This window comes from Afipia sp. OHSU_II-C1, from assembly GCF_000497575.1.
Lineage (GTDB): Bacteria > Pseudomonadota > Alphaproteobacteria > Rhizobiales > Xanthobacteraceae > Afipia.
The window spans coordinates 137502-162380 of record NZ_APJI01000001.1 but is presented as its reverse complement, the minus strand read 5'-3'; the positions used below and the strand labels follow the sequence as shown (position 1 = coordinate 162380).

21 protein-coding genes are annotated in these 24879 nt (G+C 61.9%); 10 read left to right on the top strand and 11 right to left on the bottom strand.

The genetic code is table 11. The features are described from left to right. Positions 1-65 precede the first annotated feature (65 nt). Entirely contained in the window at positions 66-932 is an 867-nt protein-coding gene (locus I554_RS0100700; RefSeq protein ID WP_024573761.1) for a DMT family transporter, read from the bottom strand. 215 nt (positions 933-1147) lie between these two features. Here I554_RS0100700 and I554_RS0100695 point away from each other — a divergent pair, with 215 nt between their 5' ends. From I554_RS0100695 to I554_RS0100685, 3 genes are all read left to right on the top strand, one after another. Beyond that, positions 1148-2278 (top strand): M20/M25/M40 family metallo-hydrolase, encoded by a 1131-nt coding sequence (locus I554_RS0100695; RefSeq protein WP_024573762.1) that lies wholly within the window; start codon positions 1148-1150, stop codon positions 2276-2278. 67 nt (positions 2279-2345) lie between these two features. After that, positions 2346-3512, top strand: a complete 1167-nt coding sequence (locus I554_RS0100690; protein ID WP_024573763.1) for a M20 aminoacylase family protein — start codon at positions 2346-2348, stop codon at positions 3510-3512. A gap of 51 nt (positions 3513-3563) precedes the next feature. Then, the gene (locus I554_RS0100685) at positions 3564-3857 is read left to right on the top strand and encodes a hypothetical protein (RefSeq protein ID WP_024573764.1); all 294 of its coding nucleotides are present in this window, start codon (positions 3564-3566) and stop codon (positions 3855-3857) included. Here I554_RS0100685 and I554_RS0100680 read toward each other — a convergent pair. Then, complete coding sequence (locus I554_RS0100680) at positions 3854-4708, bottom strand: alpha/beta hydrolase (RefSeq protein WP_024573765.1); 855 nt, start codon at positions 4706-4708, stop codon at positions 3854-3856. The genes I554_RS0100685 and I554_RS0100680 overlap by 4 nt on opposite strands. A 67-nt stretch (positions 4709-4775) precedes the next feature. After that, entirely contained in the window at positions 4776-5984 is a 1209-nt protein-coding gene (locus I554_RS0100675; protein ID WP_192817760.1) for an MFS transporter, read from the bottom strand. A gap of 239 nt (positions 5985-6223) precedes the next feature. On the opposite strand from I554_RS0100675, the gene I554_RS0100670 reads away from it, so the two are divergent. Then, complete coding sequence (locus I554_RS0100670; protein WP_024573767.1) at positions 6224-6619, top strand: carboxymuconolactone decarboxylase family protein; 396 nt, start codon at positions 6224-6226, stop codon at positions 6617-6619. Between the two features lie 172 nt (positions 6620-6791). Here the strand turns inward: I554_RS0100670 and I554_RS0100665 are convergent, their stop codons facing one another. From I554_RS0100665 to I554_RS0100640, 6 genes are all read right to left on the bottom strand, one after another. Continuing rightward, positions 6792-7499, bottom strand: a complete 708-nt coding sequence (locus tag I554_RS0100665) for an ABC transporter ATP-binding protein (protein WP_024573768.1) — start codon at positions 7497-7499, stop codon at positions 6792-6794. Further along, positions 7486-8229, bottom strand: coding sequence for an ABC transporter ATP-binding protein (locus I554_RS0100660; RefSeq protein ID WP_024573769.1), 744 nt, complete (start codon positions 8227-8229; stop codon positions 7486-7488). Before I554_RS0100660 ends, I554_RS0100665 begins: the two co-directional genes overlap by 14 nt. Continuing rightward, positions 8226-9155, bottom strand: a complete 930-nt coding sequence (locus I554_RS0100655; RefSeq protein ID WP_024573770.1) for a branched-chain amino acid ABC transporter permease — start codon at positions 9153-9155, stop codon at positions 8226-8228. The genes I554_RS0100660 and I554_RS0100655 overlap by 4 nt, the downstream gene beginning before the upstream one ends. A gap of 1 nt (position 9156) precedes the next feature. Beyond that, positions 9157-10011, bottom strand: a complete 855-nt coding sequence (locus tag I554_RS0100650) for a branched-chain amino acid ABC transporter permease (RefSeq protein ID WP_006019625.1) — start codon at positions 10009-10011, stop codon at positions 9157-9159. Between the two features lie 105 nt (positions 10012-10116). Continuing rightward, a complete protein-coding gene (locus I554_RS0100645; RefSeq protein WP_024573771.1) occupies positions 10117-11334 on the bottom strand; it encodes an ABC transporter substrate-binding protein in 1218 nt (405 codons plus the stop codon). A 250-nt stretch (positions 11335-11584) separates the two neighbouring features. Beyond that, positions 11585-12991 carry a PLP-dependent aminotransferase family protein gene (locus I554_RS0100640; RefSeq protein WP_051358696.1) on the bottom strand — a complete coding sequence of 469 codons (1407 nt, stop codon included), beginning with the start codon at positions 12989-12991 and terminating at the stop codon, positions 11585-11587. Positions 12992-13117: 126 nt separating this feature from the next. Here I554_RS0100640 and I554_RS0100635 point away from each other — a divergent pair, with 126 nt between their 5' ends. The 3 genes from I554_RS0100635 to I554_RS0100625 all read left to right on the top strand — a co-directional run bounded on the left by I554_RS0100635 (position 13118) and on the right by I554_RS0100625 (position 16804). Next, positions 13118-14401 carry a hydroxymethylglutaryl-CoA reductase, degradative gene (locus I554_RS0100635; RefSeq protein ID WP_024573773.1) on the top strand — a complete coding sequence of 428 codons (1284 nt, stop codon included), beginning with the start codon at positions 13118-13120 and terminating at the stop codon, positions 14399-14401. A 55-nt stretch (positions 14402-14456) separates the two neighbouring features. Further along, on the top strand, positions 14457-15677 hold the full coding sequence (locus tag I554_RS0100630; protein ID WP_024573774.1) for an ABC transporter substrate-binding protein: 1221 nt from the start codon (positions 14457-14459) through the stop codon (positions 15675-15677). Between the two features lie 353 nt (positions 15678-16030). Next, positions 16031-16804, top strand: coding sequence for a ferredoxin--NADP reductase (locus I554_RS0100625; RefSeq protein WP_024573775.1), 774 nt, complete (start codon positions 16031-16033; stop codon positions 16802-16804). Between the two features lie 99 nt (positions 16805-16903). On the opposite strand, the gene I554_RS0100615 is transcribed toward I554_RS0100625, so the two are convergent. Next, on the bottom strand, positions 16904-17821 hold the full coding sequence (locus I554_RS0100615) for a response regulator transcription factor (RefSeq protein ID WP_024573776.1): 918 nt from the start codon (positions 17819-17821) through the stop codon (positions 16904-16906). Next, on the bottom strand, positions 17811-21197 hold the full coding sequence (locus I554_RS0100610) for an ATP-binding protein (protein WP_024573777.1): 3387 nt from the start codon (positions 21195-21197) through the stop codon (positions 17811-17813). Before I554_RS0100610 ends, I554_RS0100615 begins: the two co-directional genes overlap by 11 nt. Before the next feature lie 160 nt (positions 21198-21357). On the opposite strand from I554_RS0100610, the gene urtA reads away from it, so the two are divergent. The 3 genes from urtA (at position 21358) to urtC (ending at position 24877) form a co-directional block, all read left to right on the top strand. Beyond that, complete coding sequence (urtA, locus tag I554_RS0100605; RefSeq protein ID WP_024573778.1) at positions 21358-22620, top strand: urea ABC transporter substrate-binding protein; 1263 nt, start codon at positions 21358-21360, stop codon at positions 22618-22620. A 108-nt stretch (positions 22621-22728) separates the two neighbouring features. Next, on the top strand, positions 22729-23655 hold the full coding sequence (urtB, locus tag I554_RS0100600) for an urea ABC transporter permease subunit UrtB (RefSeq protein ID WP_024573779.1): 927 nt from the start codon (positions 22729-22731) through the stop codon (positions 23653-23655). 13 nt (positions 23656-23668) lie between these two features. Further along, entirely contained in the window at positions 23669-24877 is a 1209-nt protein-coding gene (gene urtC / locus I554_RS0100595; protein ID WP_024573780.1) for an urea ABC transporter permease subunit UrtC, read from the top strand. Positions 24878-24879: the final 2 nt, after the last annotated feature.

Sequence of the window (24879 nt, the reverse complement as noted above, 5' to 3'; positions counted from 1 at the left end):
AAGCAATCCATTGAAGAGTGGATTGCTTCGTCGCTTTCGCTCCTCGCAATGACAAGAGGTCTCGTCTACGACCGCTTCAGGTTGAGCAGGTTGCCGGTCAGGATCAGCGCTGCGCCGATCACGGTCGCGGCGTCGAGCCGCTCGGAATAGAGCAGCCAGCCGAGCGTCGCCGAGAGCGGCACGCGCAGAAAATCCATTGGCACGACGACAGTGGCGTCGGCATAGCGCATCGCCTGCGCGAAGCAGTAGTGCGAATAGGTTCCGCAGAACGCAATCACCAGAATCCACGGCCAGATGTGAGCCGATGGCCAGTGCCAGGTATACACCGCCGGAACCAGTCCGATCGCCGACTGGATCACCAGCATCCAGAAGATGATCACGGTGACGGAGTCGGTGCGGGTGAGGGATTTCACCATGACAATGGCGGCGCCAAATCCCATCGCCGCCAGAACCATGATCAACTGGCCCGGACTGATCTGCGCGACGCCGGGCTGCACAATGACGATCACGCCGATCAGCCCCAGCACGATCGCCAGCACTTTCCAGACATTCAGGCGCTCGCCGATGAAACTCACGGCGAGCAGCGCGGTCCAGATCGGCATGGTGAATTCGATGGCGACCACCTGCGCGAGCGGAATCAGCGTGAGCGCGAGAAACCAGCCGTACTGGGCGGCGTAGTGGACGATGTTGCGGACGATATGGGTGAGCGGCCGCGCAGTCTTCATGCCCGCAAGGCCGCCGCTCATGTGGATCAGCGGATACAGCATCAGCAGGCCGATGACCGACCGCATTTCCATGATCTGAAACACGTCGAGTTCGCGCGTGGCTTCGCGCCCGGCGACCAGCAGCACCAGCATCAGGGTGAGCCAGCCGGCCATCCAGCCGGCGGCCTTCGTGTTGGAAGGCTGCATCGCAAGGACCGATTGCGTCACTCGCGCCTCCGTGCTGCACCGCAAATCGACATCTTAAAGCCCCCGATTTGTTGGACGGTCTGCTTACGCAATCTCTTATGAGCCCGCAACATCGCGAAACTCGCAGCAGGCCCGTCAAGTTTGCATTGTGAATCGGTGGCTGAACCTGCAACGATCAGGGCGAGCGGGGCACCAGTTCCTGCCGTAAAACAAGCAAAACGAGAGGACACGCCTTGATCGATCCCGCCTCATTGCCGTTCGATACCGAGACCATGCTGGCGGGCCTGCGCCCGTGGATTGAATGCGAGAGCCCGACCTGGGACGCCGCGGCGGTCAACCGCATGCTTGAACTCGCCGCGCGCGATATGGCGCTCAGTGGCGCCTCGATCGAGTATATCGCCGGACGGCAGGGCTTCGGCGGCTGCATCCGGGCGCGATTTCCGCACCCGAAGCAGGGCCAGCCGGGCATCCTGATCGCCGGGCACATGGATACGGTTCATCCGATCGGCACGCTGGAAAAACTTCCATGGCGGCGCGAGGGGAGCAAGTGTTACGGCCCCGGCATTCTCGACATGAAGGGCGGAAACTACGCCTCGCTCGAGGCGATCCGGCAACTCGCCAAGGCGTCGGTCACGATACCGCTGCCGGTGACGGTTTTGTTCACGCCCGACGAGGAGGTCGGCACACCGAGCACGCGCGATATCATCGAGGCGGAGGCGGCGCGAAACAAGTACGTGCTGGTGCCGGAGCCCGCGTTCAGGAATGCCGGCGTCATCACCGGCCGTTACGCGATTGCCCGGTTCAATCTGGAGGCCGCCGGGAAGCCGAGCCATGCGGGCGCAACATTGGCCGCCGGACGGTCGGCCATCCGCGAGATGGCGCGGCAGATCATCGCCATCGACGGCATGACCGGCGACGATTGCACCTTCAGCGTCGGCGTCGTGCATGGCGGGCAGTGGGTCAACTGCGTGGCCTCGAGCTGCCGCGGCGAGGCGCTGAGCATGGCGAAGCGACAGTCCGATCTCGACCGAGGCGTCGAGCGAATGCTCGCGCTGAACGGCACAGCGAACGATGTCACATTCAAGGTGACGCGCGGTGTGACACGCCCGGTCTGGGAACCCAACGCTGGCACCATGGCGCTGTATGAGCAGGCGCGTGCGGTGGGCGCGAAACTCGGCCTTGATCTGATCCAGGGCAGTTCTGGCGGCGGTTCCGATGGAAACTTTACCGGGGCGATGGGCCTGCCGACCCTCGACGGCCTTGGGGTTCGCGGCGCGGATTACCACACGCTGAACGAGCATATCGAAGTCGACAGCCTGGTCGAGCGCGGAAGGTTGATGGCCGGTCTCTTGGCCAGCCTGCAATGATTTGCCAAGATGAGGCCGCGCGTTCAGGCTTTGTCATAAATGATCTTACGAAACGGGATGACGCCGCATGTCCAATATTGAACTGATCGAAAGTTATACTGACGAACTCATTGCCATCCGCCGCGATCTTCATGCCCATCCCGAAATCGGTTTCGAGGAACATCGTACATCCGGCATTGTCGCGGAAAAGCTCGCCGGCTGGGGCATCGAGGTACATCGCGGCCTCGGCGGCACCGGCGTTGTCGGTTTGCTGAAGGGCAAGGGCAACGGCAAGAAGCGGATCGGTCTGCGCGCGGACATGGACGCACTGCCGATGGAGGAAAAGACCAATCTGAGCTGGCGCTCTACGATTCCCGATCGCTTCCATGGCTGCGGCCACGACGGCCACACCACCATTCTGCTCGGCGCTGCGCGCTATCTTGCCGAGACGCGCAACTTCGATGGCACGGTGGCTTTCATCTTCCAGCCTGCGGAAGAGGGGCTGGGCGGCGCGCGCGCGATGATCAAGGATGGTCTGTTCGAGAAGTTTCCGCTCGATGAAGTCTACGGGCTGCACAATGCACCACAGCTTGATCCGGGTCAGGTCGTGGTCTTCCCGGGGCCGAGCATGGCCTGCGCGGACTTCTTCGACATCACCATCACCGGCTACGGCAGCCACGGCGCGATGCCGGAAATGTCACGCGATCCCGTGGTCATTGCGATGACGCTCGGCCAGGCGCTGCAGACCATCGTCAGCCGCAATGTCGATCCGCTGAAATCCGCGGTGCTGTCGATTACGCAGATTCACGCCGGCTCGGCCTACAACGTCATTCCGGGCGAGGCGACGCTGGCAGGGACGGTGCGCACCTTCTCCGAAAAGATCAGGCTGCAGATCCGCGACCGGATGCGCACCATCGCGGCGGGCATGGCTGCGGCGTTTCAGGTCGAGATCAAGGTCGAGATTCGCGACATCTTCTCGGTGCTGATCAACCACGAAGAGCAATCGCATTTCGTGGCGGATGTGGCGCGGGACGTTGTCGGGAAAGACAATGTGTTGACCACGCCGACTCCGAAAATGGGCAGCGAGGATTTCGCCGACATGCTGCAGAAGGTGCCGGGCGCTTATTTCTGGCTCGGCCACGAGGGGTCGGTGCCGCTGCACAATCCGGGATTCGTTCTGGACGACGGCATCCTGCCTGTTGGCGCCAGCCTGTTCTCGCGTATCATCGAGCAGCGGATGCCGTTGGTGGCGTAAAGCGAATCTAAATTCTCCCCGGGATCGTCATCCAGTACATTGGAGCGCATCATGCAGGTCTACAATGTCGTCAAGTTCAGGGTGAAGTCCGGCGAACAGGCCGCCTTCCTTGATGCGCACCGGAACGGCAAGGCCAAATGGCCGGGCCTCGAGCGCGGCTTTATTATCCAGACCGGCGAGCAAACGTTCTGCCTCATCGGTGCGTGGTCCAGTCAGGAAGCGCTGGTTGCTGCGCGGCCCGCCATGATCAAGACCCTCGACAGCTTCAGGTCTCTTCTCGAGGATCAGGGCGACGGACGCGGCCTCACGGATGCCGTTTCGGGGACTGTAGTGCTCGATCTCTAAGGCATCCAGCGTTGCTCGAACAATTGCCGCACCAGCGTGGTGAGGCGGCCTGAGGGCGAGGCCAGTTCATCCATCATGGTGAAATGGTTCGCCTTCGGGATTTCTTCGTAAATAACCGGCAATCCATACGCCGCGCGGTGCGCGGCGTAGTCGGCGGACTGCTTGCGTAGCAATGGCAATTCGCCGCTGCCCGCGACGATGACGAGCGGCTTGTTCACGCCGCCGGGATTGCGCATTGGCGAATTGCGCTGGATCGTTGCGTCGTGGAGGTTGAGCTTGGCGTTCAGATAGCTGTGGCTGATCGGCTCGAGATCGTAGATGCCGCTGATCAGAAGCCCGGCCTTGATGTGCGGATGACCGAGCGACATCGACGACAGATGCCCGCCAGCCGACCAGCCCGACACGATCATTTTCGCCGGGTCGCCGCCGAGCGCTGGAAGCTCGGTCACAAGGTAGTCGATGCCGATGCGGACTTCGTCCACGATCTGGTCAAGAGTGGCGTCAGGCGCGAGCGTATAGCCGATCAGGGCGACGTTGATGCCGTGGGCCATGGGGCCCGCCGCACAGAAGGTGAAGTTTTCCTTCGCACGGGTCTGCCAGTAGCCGCCATGAATAAAGACCAGCGTGGGTCCGCCGTCCTTCGCTTTCAGAAAATCAATCCGGTTGCGCTCGCGCGGCCCGTAGCGAAGGTCGAGGGATTGCGGATGCCGGGCGCGCATCTGCGCAGAGAGGCGATCCCATTCGGCGACGATGGTCGCGGTCTCGGGCACATGCAGCGTGTTGTTGAAGCCGAGATCGAGTTGCTCCTGTGTCAGCTTGCGCCAATCCGGTGTATCGACAGGCGCGCTCATGAGAACATCTCCGGTTTCGTCGTGTCGTGATGATCGCAACTGCGAGGCATCGGCGCAACCAGCATATTTACTGCCGCAGTGCGGGCACGACGAGGAACGGAATCATGCCGAGGATCACGCTGATGAGGGCGAACAGCAGCAATGCGTCGTAGCTGCCGGTTACGTCATGGATCAGGCCGCCGGCCCATGAGCCGAACGCCGCGCCCAGCCCGCTGCCGATGGAGATCGTCCCGTAGATCGTGCCGACGCGCTCGCCGCGGAAGATCTTCATTGCGGTCGCGGTGATCAGCGGGCCGCGGGAGCCAATCATGCTGCCGAAACAGATGACGAAGGCGCTGAGCAGCCAGATGTTGGGATAGGATTTCAGCAGCCAGAGCAGGGCGATGCCGATGATCGACAGCGCGTAGCTGAACAGCACCGAGCGCCGCCGGCCGATGATTCCGTCGAGCCAGGTGACGCCGAGCATGCCGAACAGCAGCACCACGCCGCTGAAACCCCATGCTGTCGCGGCTTGCAACGGCGGGAAGCCGGCATCGATCAGATACGCGACGATTTGCGCCGACAGCGAAAACATGCCGATTGCGGTGAAGAAAAATGTCGAGAACAACGCCCAGAATGCGTGATGGCGCACCGCGCTGAGCAGCGTCCAGCCTTCATCGATCAGATCGGCGGCGGCCGTGGTCTTCGCGAGCGTGGCGGACCCCGCTGAAAACAGTTTCCATGGCAGAAGGAGCAGGGGCAGCAGGAGGATCAGCGCGGTCGCGCCGAAGATCTGATACGCGCCGCGCCAGCCCATCCGGTCGATCAGGACCTGCGACAGCGGCAGCAGGATCAGAACGCCGGCGCCGGTGGCGGAATAGACCACCGCCATCGCGGTCGGCAATTTCGGGCCGAACCAGCGGCCGAGCAGGATCGAGTTCGGCACGTTGCCGATGCAGGCGATGCCGAGGCCCACACACAGCCCGAGGCTGAACTGGAATTGCCAGAGCTGCTGCGCGTAGGCGGCGGTGAAGAAAGCGCCCCCCAGCAGCACCAGCCCGAGCGAGTACACCGCGCGGGGGCCGGAGCGGTCGAACAAGCGGCCGATCACCGGGGCGGAAAGGCCGCCGGCCAGCGCCGCCAGTGAATAGATCGAGATGACTTCCGCCCGGTCCCAGCCGAAGCTTTGGGAGATCGGCAGCAGGAAGACGGTGAAGCTTTCGCCGAGCCCGCGTCCCAGCACCGACAGGGCGAAGCACAGAGCCAGCACATTGAGGGCGATATGCACCGGCTTCATACCCGGTTTCTGATCCGGCGCGGCGGGCGTCACAGGGCGAGCCCGGAGAGTGTGTCGTGAGTCATCAGTCCATGAACCGCAATTCGCGGCGCAGGAGCAGGGGCAGTTTGCGAATACGCCTATGCAATTGCGCGCGCGAGCCTTGTTGCAGTGCCCGGTTGCCGTGCCGGTGGAATGCCGTCATGACAGGAGCGCTGGTAGGATCTCGCCTATCGCAGGGTCAACCTCGGGAGGACGTCATGAGCGGTGAAAGCGAACATTTCAAAAAGGGTCTGGCCGTCCGTCGCGACGTTCTGGGCAAGGACTACGTCGACGGCAGCATCGCCAAGGCCGACGACTTCATGATGGCCTTCCAGGAGATCACCACCGAGTGGTGCTGGGGTTATGCCTGGACCCGGCCGGGTCTCGATCGAAAGACCCGCAGCATGCTCAACCTTGCCATGCTGACGGCGCTGAAGGCGCCCAACGAGATCAAGCTCCATGTCAAAGGCGCGCTGACCAATGGCGTGACCGTGGATGAGATCAAGGAAGTGCTGCTGCACGCCACCGTGTATAGCGGCATTCCCGCGGGTCTCGAGGCCTTCAAGGCCGCGCATGAAGTGCTCAAGGCCGAAGGCGCATTGGAGAAGAAGTAACCTTTTTCACCTCTCCCCGTTTACGGGGAGAGGTCGACCGCGAAGCGGTCGGGTGAGGGGCAGAATTCGCGTTCGACATGGGTTGCCCCTCACCCCAACCCTCTCCCCGCTAGCGGGGAGAGGGAGCGCATCGCGCTCGCTGAATGAACTGGATGAGGTCTGCGGTTAATCCTCACACGCCCAGGTAAACCTGCTGGATATATTTGTCGCCGGCGATCTCCTTGGCCGTCCCCTCGCGGACGGTGCGGCCGTGCTCAAGCACATACACACGGTCGGTGATCTTCAGCGTCGAGGTCGCGTCCTGCTCGACAATCAGGATAGCGGTGCCGTCTTTCCTGATCTGCTGGATCGAATCGAAGATCAGGCCTTTCAGCCGCGGTGCGATGCCGACCGACGGTTCGTCGAGCAGCAGCAGTTCCGGCCGCCCCATCAGCGCGCGGCCGATGGCCACCATCTGCTGTTCGCCGCCGGACAGTGTGCTGGACTGCTGCCACTGCCGTTCGCGCAGCACTGGAAACAGCGTGAACACACGTTCGAGGTCGGCGTTGATCTCGGCCTTGTTGCTGCGGAGATAAGCGCCGAGCTGGAGGTTCTTTAGCACCGACAGTTCCGAGAACAGCTTGCGGCCTTCAGGGCAGTGGCAGATGCCGCGCGCGACCACGTCGTAGGGCGCGACGCCGTCCAGCGTCTGGTCCTTGAATTTCAGCGTGCCTTGCGAGCCGATGGAGCGCGAGATTGCCTTCAGCAGCGTGGTCTTGCCGGCGCCGTTGGGGCCGAGCACGCCGACCAGTTCGCCCTTTTCGACCTTGATCGACACGGATTCGATGGCGAGCGCCTTGCCGTAGCTGACGCGCAGGTCTGAGACTTCAAGCAGAGGCATGTGCATCCTCCGTCTTGCCGATATAGGCCTCGATGACTTTGGGATTCTTCACGATCTCCTCGGGTGGCCCGACCGCGATGATCTCGCCGAAATTCATCACGATCACCCGCGAGACCAGCGCCATGAACTCGCGCAGCTTGTGTTCGATCAGAAGGATGGTCAGGTTTTCCTCCCGATGCAGCCGCTTGATCAGTTGTGCCAGCGGCTCGATCTCGCTGCTGCCGAGGCCCGCGAAGGGTTCATCGAGCAACAGGAGACCGGGCCGGGTCGCCAGCGCGCGCGCGATTTCGAGTCGCCGCAAGTCGCCGTAGGGCAGCGTTTCGACCGGCTCGGAACCGCGTCCGCCGAGACCGACCTGTTCGAGCAGATGGCGCGCCCGCTCTTCCTTGTCGTGATCCTGATGCGCACGAGGCGACATGCAGGCGACGAGAACATTCTCCAGCAGGTTCATGCCCACAAAAGGACGGCAGAGCTGGAAGGTCCGCGCCATGCCGCGGTTGACAACCTTGTAGGGCGCGAGTCCTTGCAGCGCTTCACCGTTGAATGTGACAGCTCCGGATGTGGGCGCCATAAAGCCGGTGAGCATATTGAACAGCGTGGTTTTGCCCGCACCGTTGGGACCGAGGATTCCGGTGAACTCGCCCTTCTCCAGTTTGAATGTTGCGTTCTTCACGGCGGTGAGGCCGCCAAAGCGCTTGGTGACGTCATTGACTTCGAGCAGCGCCGTCATCGGAAGCGCTCCGTCATCCGGCGCCACAGCGGCGCGACCAGGCCATTGGGAAGGAAGAACAGGATCAGCATCAGCGTGAGCGTGTAGATCCACAGGCGATACTCGCCGAACCCGCGCAGCATCTCTGTGAGCAGCGTGAGCAGGATGGCGGCGATCGCCGCGCCGTAGATCGAGCCGATTCCACCGACGTAGCACATGATGATGACGGTGATGGACACCACGACCGAGAACAGCGGCGGGGAGACCTGTAGCTGGTAATGCGCGTACAGCGCGCCGCCGAGCCCGGCGAAGGCCGCGCTGATGGCGAGCGATGCGATCTTGTAGAAGGTCACGTTGATGCCAGCGGCCTGACAGGTCGCCTCATCGCCGCGAATCGCGCGGAGCAGAAGGCCCCAGTGCGATTGCGCCAGAAGCACCAGCACGATGACGGTGACCACAAGGATCGCCAGCACCAGCCAGTAGTAGTGCAGCGGATTGCGCATCAGCGGTTCGAGGCCGTAGAGACCTTCCTCGCCGCCGGTCTGTTCCCAGAAGATCAGACACAGACGCTGCAGGATCGCGGAGGCTGACAGCATCGCCAGCGCAAAATAGGGACCGCGCAGACGCAGTGTCGGAAAGCCGACGATGATGCTGAAGGCGACCGCGACAATGACTGCCGCCGGCAGGCTGTACCATGGGTTCGCAAACCAGATAGTTGCGAGGAAGCCCGCGGTATAGGCGCCCGCGCCGATGAACAGCGAGTGGCCGAAGTTTTCGCGTCCCGTGAGGCCCGACATGAAGTCCCAGCTCGAGGCCCAGATGCCGTAGATGACGCAGACGGTCAGGACGCCGGTGAGATAGTTGCTGGAGATCAGCACAGGCGCGAGGGCGAGAATGGCAACGACGGCAATCCCGCCGGCGATATCGATCGGTGAAATTTGCCGCATGTCAGAACGCCGCCCGCCGTCCGAGAATTCCGGACGGTCTGATCATGAGGGTAATGACGACAGCGACCAGCGACACCAGCTCGGTCCACGATGTCGAGATCAGATAGGCCACGATGGTCTCCGAGTAACCGAGGATCAGCGAAGCGATGATGCTGCCGGGGATCGAGCCCAGGCCGCCGACGATGACGATGGCGAACGCCTTCACCATCGGCAGCAGGCCCATGGTCGGCTGCACCGTGAGAAACGGCGAGACCAGTACGCCGGCGAACGCGGCGGTGCCCGCCGAAATCGCCATCACGATGGAGAAAATGCGGTTGGTCGGGATGCCCATGTACTGCGCTGCCTCGGGGTCCTGCGACACCGCGAGAATGGCTGCGCCAAGCCGCGTGCGCTGAATGAACAGCCAGAGCAGCAGCAGCACCAGCACGCTCATGACCAGCGCGAGCAGCCGCTGTCCGCCGATATCGACGCCGCCGATCGAGATCTTGTCGGCCACGAAGGAGGGGACATTGCGGTATTCGGAGCCGAAGGTGATGAACAGCGCCTGTTCCACCGCGAGCGAGACCGCCAGCGTGATCATCAGCACGGCGAGCTGCGACGCGCGCAGCGGCCGGACCAGAAAGCGCTCCATCAGCACGCCGAAGCCTGCGACCAGCAGGACCGCCAGCGGCGCGGCGATGATCAGCGGGAAGTTCAGCAGCGAGGTGAAGACGTAGGCTGCGTAAGCGCCGAGTGCGTAAAACGAGCCGTGGGCGAGATTGAGGATGCGGGCCACACCGAAGATGAGGGTGAACCCCACTGCGAGCAACGCATAGATTGCGCTGGACACAGCGCCGTAAATCAGGATTTCGAGCATAACCGCCTGCTGTTCTTGTACGTAAACGTAAGATGAAGGCGAGCCTCCGGTGACTGCGGCCGGTAAGGTCGTTACCGGCCGCCGTTCTCACGACGTCAAGTGCAGTTAGTTCATCCAGGGCGGCGGGATCATCTTTCCCGTTTCGGAGGCCTTCGGCCACACGACGATGCGGGCGCCGTCCTTCTGCCATTGCGCGAACAGCAGGTTCTGCAGGCCGGGTCCGGTCTTCACGTCATGGACTTCGTCGAACTGGATCTTGCCGGCGATGCCGACATAGTCCGTCTTCTCGAGTTCCTTGATCACCGCATTCGGCTCGACCGAGTTGGCGCGCTTCACGGCATCCGCGTAGACGTAGATCGCGTCATAGGCGCCGACACCGGTGTAGACAGGCGCGGTGCCGTAACGCTTCACGAATTCGTCCCAGAACGGGATCGTCTTCGGCGTCAGTTCGGCACGGGTCGCGAACAGGCCGACGGTCTCGGAGAGCGCCTTGCCGCTCACGCGGGTGAAGAAGTCCGCGTCCTGGCTCTTCACGTCGATGCCGCCGATCGGAATCGGCACCTGCGCGTCATGCCACTGCTTGACGAAGATGTCCGAGGAGGCGTGCGACAGGATCACGATCAGATACTGCGCGCCGCTGGATTTCACCTTCGCGAACAGCGGAGAGAAGTCGGAGGTCGAGGTGTCGAAGAATTCGGCCATCGGCACTTCGGTGCCGCCCTCGACCGCGCCCTTCTTCAGGATCGGCACCAGGTCCTGCACCCACTTGGCGTTCTCGCCGACGATGGCGATTTTCTTCAGGCCCATCTCGCCTTTGAGCTTGCCGTTGATGAAGTCCACCAGCGCGCGCGCCTGATGGCCGGCATGGATCGGGGAGACCCGGAAGATATACTTGTAGTTTTCGTAGTCGGCCTTCACCTTCGCGGTGATGGCAGGAGAGGCCGCGCCGACGCCGAGATAGATCGTCTTCGCGTTGGAAATGTGCGGCAACTGGGCGAGTGTGACGCCGCTGGTGTAACCGCCGATCAGCACATCGACCTTGTCGTCGGCTGTGAGCTTCTTGATCGCGGCGATGCCCTGTTCAGGATTTTCGGTTTCGTCCGCAACCACCATTTCCAGCTTGCGGCCGACGAGTCCGCCTTTGCTGTTGATGTCCTCAATTGCCATCTTGATGGCATTCTGCGTATCGCGGCCGACCTGAAGCTGGACCGAGGTCGGGACGCCGATTTTGATGGTTTGCTGGGCGGAGACCGGAGCTGAAGTGAGAACGGCGCCGGCGCTGACGATGCTCGCAGTCGCGAGCAGGCTGAGAAATGACTTCATGCGTTTCTCCCAAATGCATCTGAATTCGTGTTCGATGCTTTTTCTTTGCGCCGACAGACTGCTGGCCGGACAAGTTCAAGTCAAGCAAAGATCGGATGATTGCAGCGTGGATCTGTTTGAAACGGATTTCGCTTCAGCGCAGCAGGAACATTATTGCTGCGCGTTAATGTTGCGATGCCGAAATTTAGCGATGCCTACGAATTCATCGCGATCTGTTTGATTTTTCCGCGGCTCCCTGGCGATGCAAAAGCTACGGCGCGCGATGCTCGGCCATGAAGCTTTCAAATCGCGGATCGCCGACATGCGCGATATTGACGCGCATCGCTGGGCCGGTCGGCGTTGCGTCCGGATTGAACGCCGAGCCAGGCGCCAGCAGGATGCTGCGTTCGGCGGCGACACGCGACAGCTGCGTGTCGTCGATGTGCTCCGGCAATGCGCACCACATGTAAAATCCGCCGCGCGGCTGGCCGAACACCGGCAGGCCGAGCCGCGCCAGGCTATCGTTCGCCTGACGGGTGGCGGCTTCGATGCGGCCGCTGAGCCGCTTGAGGTGTCCGCGATAGCGTCCGCTGGTGATCAGGTCGTAGATGATCTGTTCGATGTAACCCGAGCTGTTGGCGCGGGTGATCATCTTGAGATCGGCGAGCCGCGCAACGGTATCGGCATTGGCGGCGATGTATCCCGACCGGAGGCTCGCAGAGAGCGTCTTGGCGAAGGTGCCGACATAGATCACGCGGTCGAGCTGATCGAGCGCGGCGAGGCGGGGACTGTTGTTCGAGAGCACATCGGCGAACGGATCGGAATCGACAATCCGCAGATTGTGCTCGGTCGCCGTGCGGAGCAGGCGATAGGCGACCGGCAACGTGATCGAACAGCCGGTTGGATTGTGCGCGAGCGACTGCGTGAAGAACATCCGCGCGCCGGTGCTAGCGGCCTTTGCGGCGAGATCGTCCGGGTCCGGCCCATCGACGGTTCGCCGCACGCCGATGAGCCGCGCCTTGGCCAGCCGCAGTTTGCCGAACAGCGGATAATAGCCGGGACTGTCGACAAGGACCGGATCGCCGGGCTCGACAAACTGACGGACGATCATGTCGAGCGCGTCGTTCGCGCCCTGCGTCAGCAAAACCTGAGTCGGCTCCGCACCGATCGACCGTTCGGCGAGAAGACCGGCGATACGCTGGCGCAGCGGCAACAGGCCGTAGGGACTGCCGTAGCTTTCCGGGAGATTGCGCTGGCCGGGCCGGCTGACCGGCCGCAGATAAGGACCGACTTCCGAGCCTTCCATCCAGGCCGCGGGCGGGCGGCCGTCGCCGACACGGACCTCGTAACGCTTCTCCAGTTGCTCGCGCAGCAGCCAGACGCTGTCGACGGCTTCGACCTTTGCCGGCTCAGCGGTTTCTGCACGCTTCGGGCGATGCAGCGAGACATAAAAGCCGGAGCCCGGCTTGCTCTCGATCTGGCCCGACGCCACTAGCCGCTCATAGGCATCGACGATGGTATTCTTTGATGCCCCGAACAATTCCGATGCGCTGCGGATCGATGGCAGGCGTTCGCCGGGCCGGATCGCGCCGCGTTCGATCCGCGCCACGATCTCATCGGCAATGGTCTCGATGCGCGATCGCGGGATTCTGCGGCCGATATGGTGAACTGTACCCATGCTGCGAATGGTACGGACCTTCCTGAAATTGTGCAAAGCGTTCCTTGTGGTGTACCCCCATCACCATACAGTTTCCGCAGCCGAAAATCCCCTCAAGAGGACCATCGGTCTGGGAGACGCTGAAGAATGACTGTTGCAAGGCACGGGGCAAACCGCAGTTCGCGGATCGCCGGGTTTCACCGCAAGTCGCCGCAGGAGCGGCTCGATCTCGTCGCTTCGTTCGCCGGCCTCGATGCCGCGACCACGGCGCATCTCGCCGACATGGGCAACCTGCCGCCGCCGCTTGCGGACAAGATGATTGAAAACGTCATCGCCACCATGAATGTGCCGATCGGCATCGCGACCAACGTGAAGGTCGACGGCGAGGATGTACTGATTCCGATGGCGACCGAAGAATCATCCGTCGTCGCCGCGGTCTGCAACGCCGCGCGCCAGACCTATGATGCGGGCTTCACCACGTCCGTATCCGGCACGCTGATGATCGCGCAGGTGCAGGCCGTTGACGTGCCCGATCCTTATGCGGCGCGGCTTCGTCTTCTGGAGAAGCGCGACGAGATCAAGGCGATCTGCGACGCCTGCGATCCGCTGCTGGTGAAACTTGGCGGTGGCTTCCGCGATGTCGAGGTGCGGATTCTCGATACGCTCGGCGGGCCAATGGTCATCACCCATCTGATTGTCGATACCCGCGACGCGATGGGCGCCAACGCGGTCAACACCATGGCCGAGAAGATCGCGCCTCATATCGCATCCTGGAGTGGCGGGCGCGTGTTTCTGCGCATCCTGTCCAATCTTGCAGATCGCCGCTTGGCGCGCGCGCATGCGGTGTGGAAACTGGACGACATCGGCGGGGAAAGTGTGCGCGACGGGATCATCAGCGCGTATCAGTTCGCGGAAGCCGATCCTTATCGTGCGGCCACGCATAACAAAGGCATCATGAACGGCATCAGCGCCGTCATTCTTGCCACCGGCAATGATACGCGCGCCATCGAAGCCGGTGCGCACGCCTTTGCTGCGCGCAGCGGGCGTTACACCAGCCTGACGCGCTACGAGATCAACAAGGACGGCGATCTGTCAGGCTCGATCGAGTTGCCACTGGCGGTTGGCCTGATCGGTGGTGCGACCAAAATCCATCCGACCGCGCAGGCGTGCCTGAAAATTCTCGGCGTGACCACAGCGGAGCGGCTGGCGCGCATCATCGCGGCCGTCGGGCTGGCGCAGAATTTCTCGGCATTGAAGGCGCTCGCCACCGTAGGCATCCAGTCCGGTCACATGGCGCTTCATGCACAGAACATCGCGATCATGGCCGGTGCTGTCGGCGACGAGGTCGAGGCTGTTGCGAAGGTGCTGGTCGAACGCGCGACGGTGCGTATCGATGTCGCGCAGGAGGTATTGGAAATCATCCGACGCTAAAGCATTTCCGGCGAAGCCGGAGAACCACATAAGAAAATCAAACGGGAGGGTAAGAATGATTAAATCGAAATCGGCTTTTCTGGCGGGAGCGGCGATGCTGCTGGCGCTGATGGCTCCGGCCCATGCACAGATCGCCAACAATACGATCAAGCTTGGCGTGCTGACCGATCTCACCGGTATCGCCACCGACTCCACGGGCGCAGGATCGGTTGCTGCGGCGAAACTCGCCATTGAGGATTTCAAGGCCGAGAAGCCGGATATCAAGGTCGAACTTCTTCAGGCGGACCACCAGAACAAGCCGGACATCGGCGGCGCGATTGCGCGGCGCTGGATGGACATCGACAAGATCGATGCGATTCTCGACGTGCCGTTCTCCTCGGTGGCGCTGGCCGTGCAGGAAGCCACGCGCGGATCGAAAACCGCGTTCATTGCATCCGGTCCCGGCTCGTCGCTGCTCACCGGCGAGAAGTGTTCGCCGAACACCGTGCACTGGACCTACGACACCTGGGCGCTGGCGCACGGCACGGCATTGGCCCTGTTGAAGGCCAAGAAGGACACATGGTTCTTTGTCACGGCGGATTACGCCTTCGGCCATTCGCTGGAGAAAGACGCGTCCGATGTCGTGAAGGCCGAAAACGGCAAGATCCTCGGCAGCGTGCGGCATCCGCCCGGCGCATCGGACTTCTCGTCGTTCCTGCTGCAGGCGCAGGCCAGCAAGGCCAAGATCGTCGCGCTCGCCAATGCCGTGAATGACACCGTCAATTCCGTGAAGCAGGCAACAGAGTTCGGCATTCAGGCCGGCGGACAGGAACTGGCGGCGCTGCTGATGCAGGTCACTGACGTCAACGCCATCGGCCTTCAGGGCGCGAAAGGCCTTTATCTGACCGAGGGCTTCTATTGGGACTCTAACGACGGCACGCGCAAGTTCTCCGACCGCTTCACGGCAGCGGTGGGCGGCGGCAAGCGCCCGACCGCGATTCAGGCTGGCGTCTATGCCGGTACGCTGCATTATCTGCGCGCGGCAGCGGCGGCGAACACGACCGATGGGCAAAAGGTCGTCGCCAAGATGAAGGAGATGCCGTCGAAGGATCCATTGTTCGGCGAAGGCACGATCCGCGAGGACGGCCGTCACATCCACAACATGTATCTGTTCCAGGTGAAGACTCCCGCCGAGTCCAAGGCGCCATGGGACTTCTACAAGCTGGTGGAGACGATCCCGGCCAAGGACGCGTTCCGGCCGATCGCCGAGGGCAACTGTCCGATGGTGAAGAAGTAGGCCGGCTTCCCCGACGCCATGGCCGGGCGGTTGCCCGGCCATGCTTCCCGGGTTGGTTTAGATTGAGTGTAAATTTCCTCCCGGCGGGCTCCGTGAGGGAGGAAATTTCTCCTGCGGAACATGATCTTAGAATGCAACGCCGGTCTGCCTTCGGGGCATGACGCAGGCGCGGTATGTAATTGACCAAAAACGGAAATTCGGCTATTTCACCGGCGTCGTGAATGCTGCCGCCGTCTTCGCCTGCAAGGCAGGCCATCCAGCAAAATTCATGGACGAGAAGTTCTGCGTGAGGCGTGACCGCCCGCAAGTCCGGCGATTGTGCGCTCACCGATTGCAAGAGCATGGGTCCGGTTATGAGCAACTTCAATCAGGAAACGGTTCTCAGCGTCCATCACTGGACCGACAACCTTTTCAGCTTCACGACCACGCGTGATTCCTCGTTCCGGTTCCGGAACGGCGAGTTCACGATGATCGGATTGAAGGTGAACGAGAAGCCGCTGCTGCGCGCCTACAGCGTCGCGAGCGCGAACTACGAAGAGAACCTCGAATTCTTCTCGATCAAGGTCGCCGACGGCCCGCTGACCTCGCGTCTTCAGCATCTGAAGGAAGGCGACCAGATCATCGTCAGCCGCAAGGCGACCGGCACGCTGGTGATCGACAACCTGACCGCCGGCCGCAACCTCTATCTGATCGGCACCGGCACAGGCCTCGCGCCGTTCCTCAGCGTGATCAAGGACCCTGAGACCTACGAGCGTTTCGAGAAGGTCGTGCTGCTGCACGGCTGCCGCCATGTCCGCGAACTGGCTTACGGCGAACTGATCACCGAGAAGCTGCCGCAGGACGAGATGATCGGCGAGATGGTGAGCAACCAGCTCATCTATTATCCGACCGTGACGCGCGATCCGTTCCGCAACCGTGGCCGCATCACCGACCTGATCACCTCGGGCAAGTTGTTCGAGGACATTGCATTGCCGCCGCTCGATGCCGCGAAGGATCGCGTCATGATGTGCGGCAGCCCGGCGCTGCTGGTCGATACCAAGAAGCTGCTGGAAGATCGTGGCTTCGTCGAAGGCAACCACGGCGAGCCGGCCGATTTCGTGGTCGAGAAGGCGTTCGCTGAGCGCTGAACAGACCGATCCGTTTAAATAAAGCCGCCGGCCATGCCGGCGGCTTTTTTGTTGCGCAAGTAGAATGACGACGTCGCAGCGGCGACTTTCATCATGCGCTTACATGCGCTGGCGGCTCGCATTGCTCGCGACCGCCGCCGCGGCCGTCCGGTTTTCGACACCGAGCTTGGCGTAGATCTGCTCAAGATGCTTGTCGACGGTGCGCGGGCTGAGACCCAGGATCTGCGCGATGTCGCGGTTGGTCTTGCCCTTGCTCAGCCACGACAGCACTTCTCCCTCGCGACTGGTCAATCCCAGCTCCTTGCTGAATTCCGCCGGGGAATCCGAACCGCTATCCCGCGCCAGCCGGAGCAGGAATTCGTTCGCGCCGAGCCTGCCCATGTATTGCAGGCGCAGCTTCTCGTCGCGGAAGGAGATCGCGGGCGGCGATTTCGATTCAGCCATTCCCCGATGCATCTGGTCGAGCCAGTCGAGCCACGGCTCCGGCAGTTCAAATTTTTCGTCGGCGCCTCTGGCGCGCGCCAGCTTCTCAGCCTGCGGGGTTGCCCAGATGATGCGTCCGCGATGATCCACCGCGAACAGGTAACGTCCTGAGACGTCCAGTGCAGCGCGGGCGCTTTGCGTCAGCCGCGCATTGGCGAGGTGAACCTTGATCCGCGCCAGCATCTCGACGATGACAATCGGCTTGGTCACGTAGTCGACGCCGCCGGCCTCCAGCCCGCGCACGATATGTTCGCTTTCGGCAAGGCCCGTCATGAAGATGACGGGGACACCGGCGAGCTTGGTTTCGCGCTTGAGGCGGCGGCAGGTCTCGAACCCGTCCATTCCCGGCATCACGGCATCGAGCAGGATGATATCCGGCACGATCTGCTCGCCGATGCGCAGGGCCGACGCGCCGTCGAGCGCGACCATCACGGTCATGCCGGCGCCGTCGAGCGCATCGGTCAGCATGCGCAAGGTTTCCGGCGAATCGTCAACGATCAGCACGGTGTCGCGTGACTTGGCTTCAATGATCATGGCGCTGCACATTCTGAAGGGTTGCCATGTATTGCCCGAGATCGAACCGTTCCACCAGCGAGCGCATTTGTGACACGAAAGCCGCGTGCTCCGGATGGTCCTTGTCGATCTGGTCGAGCTTGAGATGAATGGCTGTGACGTAGCCGATTTGCCCGAGGTCGATCAACTCATCGACATACTGCACCGGCGGAGCGGGATCGTCGTTCGCACTCCATGTAGAGGCTTCGGTCTCAATCGTCTGAACCGGACCGGGCTCGTAAGACCATTCGATCTTGAGCAACTGGCCGATCAGTTCCAGCAGGCGCGGCACGTCGATCGGCTTCATCAGGTAGCCGTCGTGGAACGGCTGTGCTAGCGGAGCGCCGTGGGCTTCGAGCGCACTGGCCGAGATCATCAGGATGCGGGCATTGTGATGGCCCGCGGTGCGGAGGCTTTCCGCCACCGACCAGCCGTCGGTCTCGCCCATCGATATGTCGAGCAGGAACATATCCGGCTGACAATGTTGCGCGAGATTGAGACATGTCGCGCCGTCCGGTGCGCTCAGGATGATGAAGCCGAGCGGGGCGAGCACTTCGCGCAGGAGATCGCGGTGGGTCGGATCGTCGTCGGTGATAAGGATGGTCTTGCGCGGGCCGTGATAGCCGTAGATAGGCGCGTTGATCGCCTTGATGCGGGTGGGGTTGGTGACCTCCGACAGCAGCATCTTGACCTGGAATGTGCTGCCGCGCCCAACGGTGCTGGTGACACGGATGTCGCCGCCCATCACGCCCGCGAGCAGCTTGCTGATGGTGAGGCCGAGACCCGTTCCGGTCTGCGGCTGCGAAATGCCGAGCGCGCCGCGCTCGAACGGGGCGAAGATGCGCTCCAGATCGTCGGCGTGAATGCCGGGGCCGGTGTCGCGCACCTCAAATTCGGCGACGGGGCTGCGATAATGCACGATGAAATGCACGCTGCCGCTCGGGGTGAACTTGATGGCATTCGACAGCAGGTTGATGAGAATCTGCCGCAGCCGCTTCTCATCCGCATAGACGACCGGGGGCAGGGTCTCCGGCCGCTGAAACACGAACTCCACATTCTTCGCGGCGGCCTGCAGGCGGAACATGCCGACAAGCTGGTCGAGGAAGGCATGAAGCCGCACTTCGTCGCGCGACAGATGCAACCGTCCGGCCTCGATCTTGGAAATGTCGAGCAGACCATCGATCAGACCCGAAAGATGATCGGCGCTGCGGCGTACGACGCGAATCTGGTCGCGGGGTTTCGGCTGGATGGTCGCATCCTGTTCGAGCAGTTGCGCGTATCCGCTGATGGCGTTGAGCGGCGAGCGCAGCTCGTGACTCAATCCGACCACATAGCGGCTCTTGGCGAGGTTGGCGGATTCGGCGACTTCCTTGGCGCGCTGAAGCTCCATGTCGGTCTGCCGGTGGGCATCGATTTCCTGCATCAGAAGCGTGGTCTGGCGCCGGGTCTCGGCTTCCGCCGCCTGGCGGCTTTGCCGCGCCAGCACGAACAGCCAGGCCACCACACCGATAATGATCGAGAGCGCGAAGAAGACTTTCCACAGCACGTCGGAAAGCTGGATCTGATCGAACCGGATCGCGGTGGAGGTCTGGAGGTAAATCAGGGCGAGCGTGAGCCCGACCAGTCCCGCCGACAGCGCAAACACACCGAGATAGTGCCCGAGCTGCGAATTGATCCGCGCGTAGATGAATTGCGGAAGCATCTTGCCGAGAGTTTCGGAAAACTGCGCCTGCACCCGCGCATGCGGCTTGCAGAGATCATGGCAGCGGGCGTCAAGCGAGCAGCACAGCGAGCAGATCGGACCCGCATAGGCGGTGCAGGAAGCCATGTCTTCCGGCTCGAACGCATGTTCACAGATGCAGCACTTGATCGATTCGAGATTCTGCCAGCTCCGCTTCGGCTTGCGCGCGATGTAATATTTTCCGCCCGTCCCCCATGCGATCACCGGCGCGGTCAGGAACGCCACGGTCAATGCCACGAACGGCGCAAGCGCTTTCGCCGTGGTTCCGAAGAATCCGTAGAACGCGCTGATCGAAACGATGGTTGCGATCGTCATCGCGCCGACGCCGACCGGGTTGATGTCGTAGAGATGCGCGCGCTTGAATTCCATATGCTGCGGTCGCAGGCCGAGCGGCTTGTTGACGATGAGATCGGCGACCAGCGCCCCGACCCATGCGATGGCGACGTTCGAGTAAAGTGCAAGCGTCTGTTCCAGCGCCTTGTAGACGCCGATCTCCATCAGCAGCAGCGCGACCAGCACGTTGAACACCAGCCACACCACGCGGCCCGGATGGCTGTGGGTCAGGCGCGAGAAGAAATTCGACCATGCAATCGATCCTGCATAGGCGTTGGTCACGTTGATCTTGAGCTGCGACAGGATCACGAACGTGCCCGTCAGCGCCAGCGCCAGATCGGGCTGCGCGAGCACGTAACGAAATGCTTCGAGATACATGTGCGCGGGTTCGGCGGCGTATTCCGCCGTCACGCCGTGCTTGATCGCGAAGAACGCGAGGAACGATCCGGCCAGCATCTTGATTGCGCCGGGTACGATCCAGCCGGGACCGGCGCTGACCATCGCCATCCACCATGCGCGCTTCGAGGTCCGCCGGTCGCGCGGCAGAAACCGCAGGAAGTCGACCTGTTCGCCGATCTGCGCCACCAGCGCGAACACCACGGAAGCCGCGGTTCCGAACAGCAGCAGATCCAGATGTCCCGACGGATTGCCGTGCTCGCCCGGAAACGCTGTCCACTCCGCAAACGAGCCGGGGCTTTTGATGGCGATGGCCGCGAAGGGAAGAATGTGAAGCAGGATCCAGAACGGCTGTGTCCACAACTGGAAGCGGCTGATCAGTGTGATGCCGTGGGTGACCAGCGGGATGATGACCACCGCGCTGATGAGATAGCCGATCGGGCGGGGGATGCCGAAGCATAGTTCCAGCGCCATCGCGAGAATGACGGCCTCGATGGCGAAAAAGATGAAGGTGAAGGACGCGTAGATCAGCGATGTGATCGTGGAGCCGATGTAGCCGAATCCGGCGCCGCGGGTGAGCAGATCGATATCGACGCCGTATCTGGCCGCGTAATAGGCAATCGGCAGGCCGCAGCAGAAAATGATGGCGCTCACCACCAGAATGGCGGCGGTGGCGTTGGTAACCCCGTAGTTCAGCGTGATGGTGCCGCCGATGGCTTCCAGCGCCAGAAACGAGATCGCACCCAGCGCCGTGTTCGCCACCCGCGCAGCCGACCACCGGCGGGCACTCTTGGCCGTGAAGCGAAGCGCGTAGTCTTCAAGGGTCTGATTGGCAACCCATTGATTATATTGGCGCCTGACGCGGTCTATCCGCTGTCGCCCGGCCACTTTGGTCTCCCTCGTCACGCGTTGTGCGTCCTGATCCGGTTTTGAAAAATCTACGTCGCGCTTTTGCGGTGCAGTATGCGCGATTTCGCGTATCTGTGCGCTGCACAATCCGGGCCATCTTTTCCCCATCAAGGCGGTTTTCCAGCAAAAAGGGGTGGTCATGTCAGACGACAAAAATCAGGGCTTACAGTCCGCGTTCCGGCGAAAAATGCTGATGGGAATGGCGGCGCTGCCGGCCATGTCACTGGTCTCGAAGCCATCGTTCGGCGCCGGACCGGCAACGTCGGCGGTCAACACCACGGGTCTCGCGGTCACCGACGCCGAAGTGACGGTCGGAATCCTGCATTCCGTGACCGGCACCATGGCGATTTCGGAGACGGGATCGGTTCAGGCCGAAAAGCTGGCGATCGAGCAGATCAACGCCTCGGGCGGCGTGCTCGGACGCAAGATCAAGTTCATCCAGGAGGACGGCGCGTCCGACTGGCCGACCTTCGCCGAGAAGGCGAAGAAGCTTCTGGTCAACGACAAGTGCGCATCGGTGATGGGCTGCTGGACGTCGGCGTCGCGCAAGGCGGTGCTGCCGGTGTTCGAGCAGTACAACGGCATGCTCTACTACCCGACCTTCTATGAAGGCCTCGAGCAGTCCAAGAACGTGATCTACACCGGCCAGGAAGCGACCCAGCAGATTATCGCGGGTCTCGACTGGGTGAACAAGACCAAGGGCGCGAAAACTTTCTACTTGCTCGGTTCGGATTACATTTGGCCGCGTACGTCGAACAAGATCGCGCGCAAGCACATCGAGGGTCATCTCGGCGGCGCGAAGGTCGTCGGCGAAGAATACTTCCCGCTCGGCCATACCCAGTTCAACTCCGTCATCAACAAGATCAAGCTGACCAAGCCGGACGTGATCTACGCCATCATTGTCGGCGGTTCGAACGTCGCGTTCTACAAGCAGCTCAAGGCGGCGGGCATCGACCTGTCGAAGCAAACGCTGCTCACCATCTCGGTCACCGAGGACGAAATCGACGGCATCGGCGGCGAGAACATCGCGGGCGCGTTCGCCTGCATGAAATACTTCCAGTCCCTCGACAATGCGAACAACAAGGAATTCGTTGCCGCGTTCAAGAAGATGTGGGGCGAAAAGACCGTGATCGGAGACGTCACACAGGCTGCCTATCTCGGCCCGTGGCTCTGGAAGATGACGGTGGAGAAGGCGGGCAGCTTCGATGTCGACAAGATCGCGGCGGCATCCGCAGGCATCGAGTTCACCAAGGCGCCGGAAGGCTACGTGAAGATCCATCCGAACCACCATCTCTGGTCAAAGACCCGCGTCGGTCTCGCCGGCCTCGATGGACAGTTCAAGGTTGTTTACGAGACCGCCGATCTGGTCGAGCCCGATCCGTTCCCCAAGGGCTACCAGTAAGCCTCACTCCGATAGCTCAGCTCCCTGGCGTGGATCGTCAGTCCACGCCCGCAGCCCTCGCGCCGCGGATTCGTCTGCGGCGCGAGACTTCCCCGGCGGAGAATTGAAATGTTCGGCGACTATTCGATTGGCGATCTCGGTTCAATCTTTGTGATGCAAGGATTTGCGGGCCTTATCCTGTTCTCCGTCTACGTTCTGATGGCGCTCGGACTTGCGATCATCTTCGGCCAGATGGGCGTCATCAACATGGCGCACGGCGAGTTCATGATCCTCGGCGCCTATGTCACCTGGATGACGTCGAATTTCTTTCAGGCCTATCTGCCGTCGCTGTTCAGCGGCTACTTCTTCCTCGCCATGATACTTGCGTTCATTGCGTCCGGCGCGCTCGGCATGCTGGTGGAATGGGCACTGATACGGCATCTCTACAAGCGGCCGCTCGATACGCTGCTCGCGACCTGGGGCCTGAGCCTGATGTTGCAGCAGGCCTATCGCTCGATATTCGGAGCCCGTGAGGTCGGCGTTGAACTGCCGCAGTGGATGCTGGGCTCGCTCAAGGTCACCGACACCATCGAAGTGCCCATCAACGGCATCTTCGTGATGTGCCTGACGGTGCTGATCACGATTGCCGTCGCCTACATCATGTACAGGTCGCGCTGGGGCCGGCAGGTCCGTGCCGTGGTGCAGAATCGCGTGATGGCCGGCGCGGTCGGCATCAACACCGAGAAGGTCGACCGTTACACCTTCGGTCTCGGATGCGGCATCGCCGGCGTCGCGGGCTCGGCCTTCACGATGATCGGCTCAACGGGCCCGACCTCCGGCCAGCTCTACATCGTCGATACGTTCCTTGTGGTCGTCTTCGGCGGCGCGGCCAGCCTGCTCGGCACCATCGCCTCCGCATTCACTATCTCGCAGGCCCAGTCGACCATGGAGTTCTTCATGTCGGGCTCGATGGCCAAGGTTCTCACGCTGCTCGCGATTGTCGGCATCCTCATGCTGCGGCCGCAGGGCCTGTTCGCCCTCAAGGTCCGGAAGTGAAAAGGCCAGGAAAATGTCCAAGAAAAGCGTAGAGAAAAGCTCCGAGCAAACTGTTGTCGCCAAAGCCGTCCACGACAACCCGCGCTTCGCGAACCGCTCCGAACTTGTCGGCATTCTGGCGCTTGCAGTTCTGCTGGTCGTTGTCCTGCCGTTGACCCTGGATATCTTCCGGCTCAACCTGGTCGCGAAATATCTGACCTACGCGTTTGTTGCGATCGGCCTCGTCATCTGTTGGGGATATGGTGGCATTCTGAGCCTCGGGCAGGGCGTATTCTTCGGCCTCGGCGGCTACTGCATGGCGATGTTTCTCAAGCTGGAAGCATCCAGCGTCGCCAACACCAAGATCCAGTCGACGCCCGGCATCCCGGACTTCATGGACTGGAATCAGCTCACGCAACTCCCTTTCTTCTGGAAGCCGTTCCACAGCCTGACTTTCACGATCTTCGCAATCATCGCGGTTCCGGCGATCTTCTCCTTCATTATCGGCGCCGCGATGTTCAAGCGGCGGGTCGGCGGTACGTATTTCGCCATTATCACCCAGGCGATCGCCGCGATCCTGACCATCCTGATCATCGGTCAGCAAGGTTACACCGGCGGCGTCAACGGCATCACCGACCTGCGCACGCTGAAGGGCTGGGATATCCGGACAGACAACGCCAAGTTCATTCTCTACTTCGTGGAAGTGATCTTGCTGTTCGGCTGCATCGGCGTCGCCCTTTTCATCCGGCACTCAAAGCTCGGGCGAATCCTGGTCGCGATGCGTGAAAAGGAAGATCGCGTCCGGTTCTCGGGCTACAGCGTCGCCAACTTCAAGATCTTCGCGTTCTGCGCGGCAGCGGTGTTCGCCTCCATCGGCGGCGCTCTGTTCGCCCTCGAAATCGGCTTCATGTCACCGTCCTTCGTCGGCATCGTGCCGTCCATCGAAATGGTGATCTATGCCGCTGTCGGCGGGCGCCTCTCCATACTGGGCGCGGTCTACGGCACACTCCTTGTCAACTTCGCCAAGACCAGCCTGTCGGAATCCTTCCCCGAGTTGTGGCTGTTCGGCCTTGGCGGGCTGTTCATCGCGGTGGTGCTGGCGTTCCCGAATGGCCTTGCCGGGATCTGGCGCGATCACATTCAGTCCCACATCGATCGCCTGCTCTCACTCCGCAAGCCGAAGGCGGGCGGCAAGAACGGCTGGACCGGCGGCTCGGTCGCCGACGGCGCACCCGCGGAATAGGA